Below are 12,810 nucleotides of genomic sequence, written 5' to 3' on the forward strand. Positions count from 1 at the left end.
GGAGGCAGCGGTGACCATGAGCATCCCCTTTATTGACCTGCCCGCCCAGCAGGCCCGCATCAGGCCGCAGGTCGAGGCTGCGATCCAGCGTGTGCTGGCGCACGGCCGCTATATCCTCGGGCCGGAGGTCGACGAACTCGAGGAAACCCTGGCCACCTACACCGGCGCCGCCCACTGCATCACCTGTGCCAACGGCACGGACGCCCTGCAGATCGCGCTCATGGCCCTGGAGGTCGGCCCCGGCGACGAGGTGATCGCCCCGGCCTTCACCTACATCGCCACGGCCGAGGCGGCGGCGGTGCTTGGGGCGAAACCGGTCTACGTGGATATCGAGCCGGACACCTTCAACCTGGACGCCGGCCAGCTGGAGGCCGCCATCTCGCCGCGAACCCGCGCCATCATCCCGGTAAGCCTCTTCGGCCAGTGCGCGGACATGGATGCCGTCAATGCCGTCGCCGCGCGCCACGGCCTGCCCGTCATCGAGGACGCCGCGCAGAGTTTCGGTGCCCGGTACCAGGGGCGCCGGTCCGGCAACCTGAGTACCATCGCCACCACCAGCTTCTTCCCGGCCAAGCCGCTCGGCTGCTACGGCGACGGCGGGGCCCTGTTCACCAGCGACGGGGAGCTGGCGAAAACGCTTCGCCAGGTGGCCCGTCATGGCCAGGCCCGGCGTTATTACCACGAGCGCGTCGGCGTCAACAGCCGCCTGGATACCCTGCAGGCGGCCATCCTGCTCGAGAAGCTGAAGATCTTCGACGGGGAACTCGAGGCCCGGGAGGCCGTGGCGCAGCGCTACGACGAGCTCATCCGGGCTGCGCTGCCGGGCCCGGGGAGCGACCTCCGGGTCGGGCTGCCGGTGATCCGGCCCGGCCGGCGCAGCGCCTGGGCCCAGTACACGCTGCGGCTGGCCCGGCGCGATGCCGTGCAGGCACGGCTGCGGGAGGCCGGTGTGCCCAGCACGGTCTACTATCCCGTGCCGCTGCACCGTCAGCAGGCGGTGGGGAGCGCCGACACCAGCGCGCCGGAGAGTGACCGCGCCTCGGAAGAAGTGCTCAGCCTGCCCATGCATCCCTACCTGGACGAGGCGACGCAGCAGTCGATTGTTGCCTCCCTCGCCGTAGCTCTGGAGCAAGCCAGACCATGAAAGCCGTGATCCTCGCCGGCGGCCTCGGAACGCGCATCTCCGAAGAGACCCACCTCAAGCCCAAGCCCATGATCGAAATCGGCGGTCGCCCGATTCTCTGGCATATCATGAAGCTCTACTCGGCTCATGGTGTGAACGAATTCATTATCTGCTGTGGTTACAAGGGCTATGTCATCAAGGAGTACTTCGCAAACTATTTCCTGCACATGTCGGACGTGACCTTCGACATGAGCACCAACGCCATGGAGGTGCACCAGCGCAAGGCCGAGCCCTGGCGCGTGACGCTGGTCGATACGGGGGAGAACACCCTGACCGGGGGCCGGCTCAAGCGTGTCGCCGCCTACCTCGAGCGCGAGGAGGCGTTCTGCTTCACCTACGGTGACGGGCTCAGCGACATCGATATCGGCGCGCTGATCCGGTTCCACCGGCAGCATGGCAAGTGGGCGACCGTGACTGCCGTCAGTCCGCCGGGGCGCTACGGGGCGCTCGAGCGCCGGGGGCAGAGTGTCGTGGGCTTTGCGGAGAAGCCGCGAGGCGATGGCGGTATGATCAACGGGGGGTTTTTCGTACTGTCGCCGCGCTGCCTCGGCCTCATCGAGGGCGATGGTGACGCCTGGGAGAGCAGGCCGCTTGCCGCCCTTGTCGAAAAGGACCAGCTCATGGCTTTCGAGCACGGGGGATTCTGGCAGCCGATGGACACACTGCGGGACAAGAATCACCTGGAGAGCCTGTGGAGCGCAGGTCGGGCGCCGTGGAAGCTCTGGTAAGCCGTGGGTGGCTGATACGATGAACGACAGTGATATGGCGACGCAGATGCACAGCACTACGCCCGGGACAGTGGACGAGGCGGCCCCCGCGGGCGCAAATCCGAGTCCCGCCTTCTGGCGCGGGAAGCGCGTATTCATTACTGGCCACAGCGGCTTTAAGGGAAGTTGGCTAAGTCTCTGGCTGCACCGGCTCGGGGCTGAGGTGAGTGGCCTCGCTCTGCCTCCGGTGACAACGCCGAACCTTTTCGGACTGGCGGGGCTCGAGAACCTCGTAACCAGCCACATGGAGGATATTCGCGACGCGCGGGCGGTAGCCGACATCGTCGCGCTCCGTGACCCCGAGATCATTTTCCACCTCGCCGCGCAGCCCCTGGTCCGCGCCAGTTATCGCGACCCCCTCGAGACCATCTCGACCAACGTTCAGGGCACGGCCAATCTCCTCGATGCCGTTCGCGCACTTCCGGGAGCCCGGGTCGTCGTCGCCATCACCACGGACAAGGTCTACGACAACCGCGAACAGCTTTTCCCATTCCGCGAGGACGACCGGCTGGGTGGTCACGACCCCTACAGCGCCTCCAAGGCGGCGGCTGAACTCATCATTGCCAGCTATCGTGATGCCTTTCTCTCCAAGCAGGGCGTCGCACTAGCCTCGGCGCGTGCGGGCAATGTGATCGGCGGTGGAGACTGGTCCGAGGACCGCCTGATACCCGATGCGGTGCGCGCCTGGACCGGCGGCCAGCCGCTGGAAGTCCGCCGCCCGGAGGCCACGCGGCCCTGGCAGCACGTGCTCGAGCCCCTGTGTGCTTACCTGCGCCTGGCCGAGGAGCTCTGGCAGACGCCCGAGCTTGCGGGCGCCTACAACATCGGCCCCGAGACGCATGAAGCGGCGAGCGTGCGCGAGGTCATCGCCCGGGCGCGAGAGGGCTTCCGCGAGGGCGCTGTCGCCTGGGGGGACGGAAACGGCGGGCCCCATGAAGCCGGCTGGCTGGCGCTTGAGATTGCAAAGGCGCGACATTTCCTGAACGTGTCTCCCCGCTGGCCCGTGCAGGAGGGCATCCGGCGCACCATGGACTGGTACCGCCGTCAGGCCGGGGGGGAGAAGGCGGCAGCGCTCTGCGCGGAAGATATCTCGGCTTTCCATCGTGCATCCGGCACCGCTGAGTGCAGCTAGCTCGGGAGCCGGGACCGATGTCGCGCTTCAGCATCCATCCTACCCCGCTTGCCGGGCTCAAAGTCATCCAGCGAAAGCCCCTCGGTGATGCACGCGGCTATCTCGAGCGTCTCTTCTGTCCTCAGGAACTCGGTGCCGTTTTTGGTGAGCGACGGATCATGCAGATCAACCGCACGCTGACCGCCCGTGCCGGCGTGGTGCGCGGGCTGCACTTCCAATACCCGCCGCACGCCGAGTTGAAGCTTGTCACCTGCTTGCGTGGTGAAGTATTTGACGTCGCCGTCGACCTGCGCAGCGATTCGCCGACTTTCCTGTGCTGGCACGCCGAGCGCCTCAGCGAAGACAACCATCGAACCTTCTCCATCCCGGAGGGCTTCGCCCACGGTTTCCAGACCCTGACAGCCGACTGCGAGTTGCTTTACCTGCACAGCGCCGGCTATGTCCCCGAAGCGGAGGCCGGCCTGGATGCCCTGGATCCCAGCCTCGCGATCGACTGGCCGCTGCCCATCGCCGAGCGCTCGGCCCGCGATCAGGCGCACCCGCCGCTCGCTACGGACTTCGCAGGACTGATGCCATGATCTGCCGCCATTGCGAAACACCGCTGCGTCATGTCTTCCTCGACCTCGGCTTCGCGCCCCCGTCGAATGCCTATCTCAGCGAAGCGGACCTGCAGCGTCCGGAGACCAGCTACCCGCTCAAGCTGTTTGTCTGCGACCAGTGCTGGCTCGTCCAGACCCAGGACTTCGTCGCCGCTGATGCGCTGTTCACCAGTGACTATGCCTATTTTTCCTCCACCTCCACGAGCTGGCTGAGGCACGCCGAGGATTACTGCGCACAGGTCAGCAAGCGACTTGGTCTGGGCTGCCAAAGCCTGGTCATTGAGGTTGCATCGAACGACGGCTATCTCCTGAAGAACTTTCTCGCTGCCGGGATCCCCTGTCTCGGGATAGAACCCACTGCCGCCACCGCCGCGGCCGCAGAGGCCCTGGGCATTCCCGTGCTGCGGGAGTTCTTCGGCGATGCGCTGGGCGGGCGCCTGGCCGCCGAGGGCCGGCAGGCAGACCTTCTCATTGGCAACAACGTTTACGCGCACGTACCGGACATCAACGATTTCACTCGCGGTCTCAAGGCGGCACTGAAGCCCGGCGGAACCGTGACGCTGGAGTTCCCCCACCTGCTGCAGTTGATGGGCCGGAACCAGTTCGATACGGTCTACCATGAGCACTTTTCCTACCTTTCCCTGAATGCGGTTCAGCGTATCTTCGAGACGGAGGGGCTGCGGCTCTGGGACGTCGAGGAATTGCCGACCCACGGCGGAAGTCTTCGCGTCTATGGTGTCCACAGTGACGATCCGCGCCCTGCGGCGGGGGCCGTTGCGCGGGTGCTGGCGGCGGAGCAGGCGGCCGGCCTCCTCGCCCTGCCGGCCTACGAAGCCTTTCAGCCCCGTGCGGACCGGGTGAAGAATGATCTGCTTGCCTACCTGGTCGACCAGCAACGCCGCGGCCGGCGGGTGGCTGCCTATGGCGCTGCCGCCAAGGGAAACACCCTTCTCAACTACGCCGGCGTCAGGCCCGACCTGCTCCCCTTCGTCTGCGATGCAGCACCCGCGAAGCAGGGCAAGTACCTGCCGGGAAGTCATATACCGATCCGGGCGCCCCGGGCGCTCTACGAAGACCCGCCGGACGAAGTACTGATCCTGCCGTGGAACATCGCCGACGAGATCGCCGCCCAGCTGAATGACCTTGCTGCGCGCGGTGTCCGTTTTGTTCGCGCAGTGCCGGAACTGGGAGCCCTGTAATGCGCCGAAGCCGGTTCCTCGCCGTGAAGGTCCCACCGTGCTTCTCCTGACGGGCGCAACGGGGTTTGTCGGACGGCAGGTGTCGCGCGCTCTGGCCGAGCGCGGGCATGGCATGCGACTGGCACTCCGGGAGGGCGCGCCGTGTCCGGTTGTCGAGGGCGCGAACGTCGAACTGTTGGAGACGCCGGATCTCTTTGAGGCAGGGCGCGACTGGTGGGCTGCCTCGCTCGCGGGCGTGGACACGGTTATTCACCTGGCCTGGTACGCAGAGCCGGGCAAATACCTGTCTTCGCCCCGGAACCTCGATTGCCTGCGGGGTACCATCGTCCTGGCCCAGGCGTGCATTGATGCGGGCGTGCGTCGTTTCGTCGGTGTCGGAAGCTGCGCCGAGTACGACCTGACGCGTGGCCTGCTCGGGGTCGACACGCCGCTGGACCCGCAGACCCTGTATGCAGCCTGCAAGGCCTCGACGTCCCAGGTTCTGGGCCAGCTGCTGCCATCCGCCGGTGTCGAGTTTGCCTGGTGCCGGGTGTTCTACCTCTACGGCGAGGGCGAGGACGCGCGAAGGCTGGTTCCGTACCTGCACCGCCAGCTCGGCAGCGGGCAGCCGGTAGAGCTGACCAGTGGCCGCCAGATCCGTGACTACCTGGACGTAAAGGATGCGGGCACCATGCTTGCCGAGGCGGCACTTGGGGACCTGCAGGGTCCTGTCAATATTTGCTCGGGAGTGCCCGTCACGGTCCGCCAGCTGGCGGAACAGATCGCGGATGCGTATGGTCGTCGCGACCTGCTGCGCTTCGGCGTGCGCGCCGACAACGCGTTCGATCCGCCGTGCATTGTCGGCATTCCCTGGAACCGCAGCGCTACCGCGCAGCCGAGCCCCTGATACAGCCAAGGCTAGAAACAGTCATGACCGAGTTCGAGAAAGAAGTCCTTGCCCGCCTGGATGCAAATGCCGGCAATGCCGAGCTGATCGGAGCCGCGCAGGCATTTACGCGGGCATCGACCCGGCCCAAGTATTCCTATAATTTTTTCTGGCAGGGGCGGCCGATCATCCAGTATCCGCAGGATATCGTCGCGATGCAGGAGATCATCTGGCAAAGCAGGCCGGATCTCATCATTGAAACCGGCATTGCTCACGGTGGTTCCCTGGTTTTCAGTGCGTCGATGCTCGCGCTCCTCGATTATTGTGATGCGGTAGAGCGTGGCCAGACGCTGGATCCGAAGCGGCCGGCGCGCCGCGTTCTCGGCGTCGATATCGACATCCGCGCACACAACCGCGAGGCGATCGAGGCCCACCCGATGGCCAATCGCATTGACATGATCCAGGGGTCTTCGATCGATCCTACGGTCGTTGCACAGGTGCACGAGCAGGCCAGGAGACACGAGCGCGTGCTGGTCTGCCTGGATTCAAACCACACGCATGATCATGCGCTGGCGGAACTCGAGGAGTATGCGCCGCTGGTCTCGCCGGGAAGCTATTGCGTAGTCTTTGATACGATCATCGAAGACCTCCCGGGCGACATGTTCCCCGATCGCCCCTGGGGGCCCGGCAACAATCCCAAGACTGCGGTCCACGAGTATCTTGCGTCTCATCCGGAGTTCACCATCGACCGTCAGATCGACCGCAAGCTGCTGATCAGTGTCTCGCCGAACGGTTACCTGCGGCGGACGGGCTGAGCCGGGCTCCGCGCCCCGCCGAGGAAATCGCGTGCCTTCTCAATGATCAAGCGCGACTCGCTCCGACCCGTGTACCCCTAGCCCTTCCATGCTGAAGCGCAATCTCATCGCCAACTACCTCGGCCAGGGCTGGACCGCGATCATGGGTCTTGCCTTCGTGCCGCTTTACATTCGTTACCTGGGAATCGAGGCCTACGGGGTCATCGGGTTGTTCACGGTCCTTCAGTCGTGGCTTACTATGCTCGATCTCGGTATGAGGCCGGCCCTGAACCGCGAAATGGCCCGCTTTTTCGGGGGTACGCACTCGCCACAGACTATCCGTGACCTGCTGCGATCGATAGAAATCCTGACGCTGGCCGTGGCGGTGCTTATCTTTTCCCTGTTCTGGGCGAGCGCCGGCTGGGTGGCGGGCGAATGGCTGAATGCCGGATCCTTGTCCGTTGAGGCTGTTGCCCGGGCTTTCATAGTGATGGGGTGCGTTTCGGGCCTCCGCTTCGTCGAAGCAGTGTACAGTGCAAGTATCAGCGGGCTGCAGCATCAGGTGATGCAGAATGTTATTACCTCGACGATGGCAACGCTGCGCGGTGGGGGGGCAGTGCTGATTCTTGCGTTCCTGTCGCCCACGCTGGAGGCGTTCTTCCTTTGGCAGGCGGCGATGTCACTACTCACCCTGGCCTGGCTTGCAAGCGCGGTTTACCGGGTGCTTCCTCCGGCGCCGCGCCGGGCGCGCTTCTCACCGGCTGAAGTCGGACGAGTCTGGCAGTTTGCGCGGGGGATGTTGTTGATCACGCTGCTGGCGTTATTCCTGTCGCAGTTCGACAAAGTGCTGCTATCGCGGCTCCTTTCCCTGGAGAGCTACGGCTACTACATGTTTGCTGCCAATATCGCCATGGCCCTGAGTGTTTTTACCAGTCCTATCGTGAATGCCTTTTACCCGCGCTTTTCGCAGCTGGTCGCAGCCGGGAAGCATGACGAACTGGTCGAGGTGTACCACCTGGCCGCTCAGGCGCTCAGTGTACTGGTCGGGACGCTCGGCCTGCTTCTTGTACTCCATAGCCGTCCGTTGATCCAGGCATGGACCGGTGACGCGGAGCTCACCCATCATGCTGCGCCCCTGCTGTCGCTGCTGGCGGCGGGCACACTGCTCAATCGCCTGATGGCCGGCCCCTATCGCCTTCAGCTGGCCTTCGGCTGGACCGGGCTCACGATAAAGGCGAACGCCATCGCCGTTGCCGTGCTGGTCCCGGCGTTGTTTGTCGTTGCGCCCAGTTATGGCGCCATGGGCGCCGCCGCGGTATGGCTTGCTCTTAACCTGGGTTACTTCGTGATCGTGGTGTCCTTCATGCATCGCCGCCTGCTCGTCGATGAGAAGAACCGCTGGTATTTGCGGGACGTCTTCTTGCCGCTGGGCCTTGCCTTCCTGGTGGCTTTCCCGCTGCGGCTCCTTGTGCCCGAACTTGACAATCGCCTGCTCACGGCGGCGTTGCTGGCAGCGGTTGCCCTGGCTACTTTCGCTGCTGCCCTCTGCGGTGCGGCCCGGCTGCGCGACCGGGTCCTGCGCCTTGCAACCCACCTGCTTGCTCCGGTTACCCGCTGATGGCCTCGTCGATCCCGGGCGCCCACGCCCAAGCGGTGCTTGCCTGTGCAAGCTAGACCGAAAGTTACGGTAGGCCTGCTGGTCTACAATGAGGCTGCGCATGTCAGAGAGGCTCTCGATGCCATTCTCGGGCAGACCTTTACCGACTATGAAATCCTCGTGGGGGACAACTGCTCGACCGATGGCACGACCGAGATCGTCGCGGAGTATGCCAGTCGCGATGGGCGCATCCGGCACCTCGTGCATGACAGGAACATCGGCGCATTGCAGAACTGGAACGCCATTGTGCGTGCGGCGGCCGGCGAGTACTTTGTCCTCGCCGGCGGTCACGATCTGTGGACGCCGGACTACCTCGACCTGCTCACTCGCGGACTGGAAGGAAACCCCGATGCGGTACTCGCCTTCGCGAAGACTCAGTGGATCGACGAGCGTGGGATTCCGCTGGAAAAGCCTACCGATGCCATCGACACGAGTGGAATGAGGCACCAGCAGCGTTTCATGGCAGTAATGATTACCAATCAGCACTACCTCTACGGCCTCATACGGCTATCTGCCCTGCGGCGGACGCGCCTGCAGAAGGAAATCATCGGCTCTGGTGAGATTCTGCTGCAGGAACTGGCGGCGCTGGGGAGCTTCCTGCTCGTAGAAGGTCCACGCTGGTTTCGACGGGAAAACCGGAAGCCGGAAACCGTCCTTGAGAAGCTTGAGCGCTATGAACGGATGCTCTTCTCCTCACCGCGAATGCGGCTGAGATTCAGGTTCTTCCCGTTAACCCAGATGTTCTTCTGTTACCTGGCGCTACCGTTCCAGCTGCCTGCTGTGGATTGGAAGCAGCGGCTAAGTATGTTGGCGCTCTATCCCTACCTCTGCCTCAGGTTCGGTCTTTCCTTGCCAGTTGACTTGAAGTGGCTCGTCCATCGATTTCTCCGATGAGCCTGAGCGAAAGCGGGACGCCAGTGGAATGACAGCTATCGCGATGACCCCATGCGACTAGTAAGGATGGCTTAGGTCTCATGTTGCCTTCGGCTCTTGCCCACCTGAAAGTGCTCTGTCGGCTCAACGCCCGTTACCTTGAAGCAGTCTGGCAGCGTCGGCGGACTTCCCGCCTCGCCGGTACTTCCCAGCTGCCAGAGCCGGAGGCGGTGCTGGCCAGTCCGCATGTGTTCGTGCTGTCGACGGGGCGTTGCGGTACTGCGCTTCTGACCCGAATACTCGCAAGGGCCGACAGTCTGCAGGTGGAGCACAGTCCGAAGCCGGAGCTGGAGTATGTATCATCGCTGGTCCACCGCGATGAACCTTCCCTCGAGGCTTTGAAGCTCGCGGTGCTTGCCTCTCGCTTCGATACGCAGTTCCTGGACTGCTATCGGAGAGGCAAGCGCTATGTAGAGACGAACAACCGCATCTCCCTCTTTGCCCCCGCGCTTGCAGAGCTGCTTCCCCGTTCGAGGTTCATTCATCTCGTCCGCGACCCCGCAGCGTTCGTGCGCAGCGGCATGTGCCGCGGTTACTATCTGGACGGGGTAGTGCAGCACCAGCGTCTTAACGCGGCTCATAGCGCGGAGTGGAGGGCGTTTTCGCGCCTCGAGAAAATCGTGTGGGAATGGAACGAGATCAACGGAAGGGTCGAACAGTTCAAAGCCGGGCTGGAGCCGGGGCGCATGCTGACCGTCAAAAGCGAGGAGCTGTTCGAAGACCCGGGGGTCACGAGCGGGATCTTCGATTTTCTTGAGGTGGATAATCCGTTTGCTGGCGAGCGCGGCCTGCGACGATTGGAGAACTATCTCTCGACGCCCGTCAACAGGCAGAAATCGCTGGATTTCCCTCGATACGCGGCCTGGGACTCTCGCGACAAGGCTGCTCTGAAGCGGATAGCGACGCTGGCACCCCGCTATGGTTATCACCTTGACGGTTGAGCAGGGCGACCGCGCACGGTTTCCTGCGCGTCGTGCGCATCCCCCGCCGGCCGCCCCCTGCAGCCTGGTGCCATGATTCGAATCGAAGCACCGGTTGGCTGCCGCGAAGAGCGCGCTTACGTTGCCGAGGTGCTTTTCGGCGATTGGCTCGGTGTTCCTTATACGCTGGCCCAACGCCCCCGGCGGGAGCTGTCCATCCGTCTGGACGGACAGCCAGGCGAACTGCTGCTGCCGGACAGTTTTTTCAGCCAGTTCATCCTCTCCCCCAAGGCCTGGCTCGGCAGGGGCTCTCTGCCGGTCCTGCGTGACGGGGAGCAGCTGCCCTGCTGGGACAGCCGCGAACTCGTACCGGACGCGCTGCTCACCGATCCAATCCTGCCGGTTCTTTTCGGTGATGAAGGCATGGCGCAAGCCCCCGCTCCGGGAGGCCACGGCGTTTCTGCTCCCTCTATGGCGCTGCCCATTGACATCCTCGGCACTGCCTTCGTGCTCTTGTCCCGCTACGAGGAGGCAGTGTTGTCCGAACGGGACAACCACGAACGGTTCCCTGCGACCGCTTCCCTTGCTTACCGGGCGGGGTTCCTTCATCGGCCGCTTGTCGATGAGTATGTCGAGGTCCTCTGGGCGGCGCTGCAGCGCCTCTGGCCCGGGCTTACCCGGCGGCCCCTCGAGTCGCGAACACTCGTGAGCTGTGATGTCGACAGCCCCTTTGCCTTCGATGGAGACGGCAGATGGATTGCGCGCCGTATCGGTGGCGACCTTCTCAAGCGCCGTTCCCCGGCTCTTGCCCGGCGCAGCATGCGGGCCTGGTGGAACGCCCGGGGCGGCGATTACAGCCTGGACCCGCACCGTCTGGGCCTCGACTACATCATGGAGGTCAATGAGCGCGCTGGGCGGCGTGTGGCTTTCTATTTCATTGCAGCGAATACCGACCTCCGTCTGGATACACACACCAGCCTTGATGATCCGCGTATGCGAGCTCTTCTGCGCGAAATCCACCTGCGGGGACACGAGATTGGCTGCCATCCCGGCTACAACACCTTTCGTCACCCCGAGGCAATGGCATACTCGGTAGCCACCTTGCGGCGCGTCCTGAGGGAGGAGGGCATCGAACAACCCGTCCTCGGTGCGCGCCAGCATTTCCTTCGCTGGGAGACGCCGAGGACAGCGCGTTTGCTGGAGGACAACGGGGTCGCTTACGACAGCACCCTGTCCTACGCCGACTGCCCCGGCTTTCGCTGCGGGACCTGCCGGGAATACGGCTTCTACGACGTCGGCACCCGGCGGCCGCTCCGCTTGCGCGAGCGGCCGCTGATCGTAATGGAGTGTTCGGTCATCGCGGACCGCTATCTGGGCTTGGGGTACAGTGAGGATGCTCGTCGTGAGATCGAACGCTACAAGGCAGCTTGCAGCAAGGTGCGCGGGGACTTTACCCTTTTGTGGCACAATTCCCAGTTTGAGCACCCGAGCAGTGCTGATCTCTATTCCAGGCTCCTGGGCACGCCGGGGACGCAGTGAATACGCCGAAGCATGCACAAGGCGGGGCGCAGCCCCGGTCCTGTCCCTCAAGACCCGGGAGCGCCGGGGTTTTTAGTCTGAACTTCGTCGACATGCGGGGAAACACAGGGCCGGCGGTGAACGAGCTGGAGTTCAATTGCTGGCTGCTTGATGCGGTTCCCGGGGCGAGTGTTTACACGCCCTTTGTCCCGCTTCAACTCGGCGATGCTTCCGGGAACCGGCTCCATGGCACCGGTGCATACAGCCTGCGGCGGCCTTTCACTGCAGTGTTGCGCCAGTTTCAGGTCGTGCTCCGCCTGCGTCGTGTCATGGCGAACGGTGACCTCCTCTACTACCGTCATTCCCGATTGGCCTTCGGTGTTATGCTTCTGCTCAGGCTGCGGCCGGGTATTCGCCTGGTGCTTACCCGCTCTCATCCCAGGGGGAGTGATCTGGCTGTACAGGAGAAGCCGGCGGCGCGCGCCCTTGCGGCCTTGATTGAGGCGTTGGACTTCCGTTTGCGGCGGCGCCTTGCCAGGAGGGCCATCTGGGTCGACTGTGTCACGCCCGCACAGGCGAAGCAGCTCGAAAGCGAGACCGGCCGTCACGTCGAGGTCGTCATGAACGGCGTGAACACGCGCACTTTCAGCCCGATCGAGCCGGAGCAGAGGGAGCGGCTTCGAGCGGAGTTGGGCATCCCAAAGGAGGCGCTGGTTATTGGCTACTGTGGCGGCTACCCACTGCAGCGGGGAGCAATGGAGGTCAGCTTGCTGAGCGGGGAATGGCCCGGGGCCTTTGGTGTCGTCATCGGAGCGTTGAAGGAAGCGGACAGGGTACGCCTTGCCCATGGCCGAGTGCGCTTGCTGGGTCAGGTTCCCTATGCCCGGGTGGCCCCTTTGGTCGCCACCTTCGATATAGCCCTGGCCTTCGATAACCCGGCACGGATAGGTCGGGTCGGAAACTCGAACCAGAAGGTCAGGCAGGCACTCGCAACCGGGGCTTATGTAGTGACCCAGGATTCCGACCTTCCTCTCGATGGCAACCCCGAGCTTGGTGTCAACGTCCCGGACCGGGACCTCAGGACGCTTCTTGAAGCGTGTCGCAATGCCCCGCTGACCCCCCAGGCGCGCAACGCCCGAGTGGAGTTTGCCCGAGCCCACCTCGATACGGCGTCGATCTACCGGCGCCGGCACGAGGCGGTGAGCGGAGGCCTCTAGCCTTGCCTCACAGCCGCCCGGCCCCC

At 64.1% G+C, this 12,810-nt stretch carries 12 protein-coding genes; all 12 read left to right on the forward strand.

The window, feature by feature from the left end; translation table 11 throughout:
* Nucleotides 1-16: 16 nt before the first annotated feature.
* The 12 genes from ACX93N_RS09725 (at nt 17) to ACX93N_RS09780 (ending at nt 12,784) form a co-directional block, all read left to right on the forward strand.
* Entirely contained in the window at nt 17-1,144 is a 1,128-nt protein-coding gene (locus ACX93N_RS09725) for a DegT/DnrJ/EryC1/StrS family aminotransferase (protein WP_459428220.1), read from the forward strand.
* Entirely contained in the window at nt 1,141-1,911 is a 771-nt protein-coding gene (gene rfbF / locus ACX93N_RS09730) for a glucose-1-phosphate cytidylyltransferase (protein WP_459428221.1), read from the forward strand. Before ACX93N_RS09725 ends, rfbF begins: the two co-directional genes overlap by 4 nt.
* 46 nt (nt 1,912-1,957) lie before the next feature.
* On the forward strand, nt 1,958-3,082 hold the full coding sequence (gene rfbG / locus ACX93N_RS09735; protein WP_459428269.1) for a CDP-glucose 4,6-dehydratase: 1,125 nt from the start codon (nt 1,958-1,960) through the stop codon (nt 3,080-3,082).
* A gap of 17 nt (nt 3,083-3,099) precedes the next feature.
* Nucleotides 3,100-3,660 (forward strand): dTDP-4-dehydrorhamnose 3,5-epimerase family protein, encoded by a 561-nt coding sequence (locus tag ACX93N_RS09740; RefSeq protein ID WP_459428222.1) that lies wholly within the window; start codon nt 3,100-3,102, stop codon nt 3,658-3,660.
* Nucleotides 3,657-4,880, forward strand: coding sequence for a class I SAM-dependent methyltransferase (locus ACX93N_RS09745; protein ID WP_459428223.1), 1,224 nt, complete (start codon nt 3,657-3,659; stop codon nt 4,878-4,880). The genes ACX93N_RS09740 and ACX93N_RS09745 overlap by 4 nt, the downstream gene beginning before the upstream one ends.
* 37 nt (nt 4,881-4,917) lie before the next feature.
* A complete protein-coding gene (locus tag ACX93N_RS09750) occupies nt 4,918-5,766 on the forward strand; it encodes an NAD-dependent epimerase/dehydratase family protein (RefSeq protein ID WP_459428224.1) in 849 nt (282 codons plus the stop codon).
* A gap of 23 nt (nt 5,767-5,789) precedes the next feature.
* Nucleotides 5,790-6,560, forward strand: coding sequence for a cephalosporin hydroxylase family protein (locus tag ACX93N_RS09755; protein ID WP_459428225.1), 771 nt, complete (start codon nt 5,790-5,792; stop codon nt 6,558-6,560).
* Nucleotides 6,561-6,648: 88 nt separating this feature from the next.
* Entirely contained in the window at nt 6,649-8,157 is a 1,509-nt protein-coding gene (locus tag ACX93N_RS09760; RefSeq protein WP_459428226.1) for a lipopolysaccharide biosynthesis protein, read from the forward strand.
* A gap of 45 nt (nt 8,158-8,202) precedes the next feature.
* Nucleotides 8,203-9,090 (forward strand): glycosyltransferase family 2 protein, encoded by an 888-nt coding sequence (locus ACX93N_RS09765; protein ID WP_459428227.1) that lies wholly within the window; start codon nt 8,203-8,205, stop codon nt 9,088-9,090.
* Nucleotides 9,091-9,170: 80 nt separating this feature from the next.
* Nucleotides 9,171-10,070 (forward strand): sulfotransferase family protein, encoded by a 900-nt coding sequence (locus ACX93N_RS09770; RefSeq protein WP_459428228.1) that lies wholly within the window; start codon nt 9,171-9,173, stop codon nt 10,068-10,070.
* A 72-nt stretch (nt 10,071-10,142) separates the two neighbouring features.
* Nucleotides 10,143-11,588 carry a polysaccharide deacetylase family protein gene (locus tag ACX93N_RS09775; RefSeq protein ID WP_459428229.1) on the forward strand — a complete coding sequence of 482 codons (1,446 nt, stop codon included), beginning with the start codon at nt 10,143-10,145 and terminating at the stop codon, nt 11,586-11,588.
* Nucleotides 11,589-11,704: 116 nt separating this feature from the next.
* The gene (locus ACX93N_RS09780; protein ID WP_459428230.1) at nt 11,705-12,784 is read left to right on the forward strand and encodes a glycosyltransferase family protein; all 1,080 of its coding nucleotides are present in this window, start codon (nt 11,705-11,707) and stop codon (nt 12,782-12,784) included.
* The last annotated feature ends 26 nt before the right edge of the window (nt 12,785-12,810 follow it).

The organism is Pseudohaliea sp., assembly GCF_054552115.1.

Bases quoted from the DNA above. Each gene is read 5' to 3' on its own strand.
- ACX93N_RS09725 (WP_459428220.1), top strand. From the start codon at position 17: ATGAGCATCCCCTTTATTGACCTGCCCGCCCAGCAGGCCCGCATCAGG.
- rfbF (WP_459428221.1), top strand. From the start codon at position 1,141: ATGAAAGCCGTGATCCTCGCCGGCGGCCTCGGAACGCGCATCTCCGAA.
- rfbG (WP_459428269.1), top strand. From the start codon at position 1,958: ATGCACAGCACTACGCCCGGGACAGTGGACGAGGCGGCCCCCGCGGGC.
- ACX93N_RS09740 (WP_459428222.1), top strand. From the start codon at position 3,100: ATGTCGCGCTTCAGCATCCATCCTACCCCGCTTGCCGGGCTCAAAGTC.
- ACX93N_RS09745 (WP_459428223.1), top strand. From the start codon at position 3,657: ATGATCTGCCGCCATTGCGAAACACCGCTGCGTCATGTCTTCCTCGAC.
- ACX93N_RS09755 (WP_459428225.1), top strand. From the start codon at position 5,790: ATGACCGAGTTCGAGAAAGAAGTCCTTGCCCGCCTGGATGCAAATGCC.
- ACX93N_RS09760 (WP_459428226.1), top strand. From the start codon at position 6,649: ATGCTGAAGCGCAATCTCATCGCCAACTACCTCGGCCAGGGCTGGACC.
- ACX93N_RS09770 (WP_459428228.1), top strand. From the start codon at position 9,171: ATGTTGCCTTCGGCTCTTGCCCACCTGAAAGTGCTCTGTCGGCTCAAC.
- ACX93N_RS09775 (WP_459428229.1), top strand. From the start codon at position 10,143: ATGATTCGAATCGAAGCACCGGTTGGCTGCCGCGAAGAGCGCGCTTAC.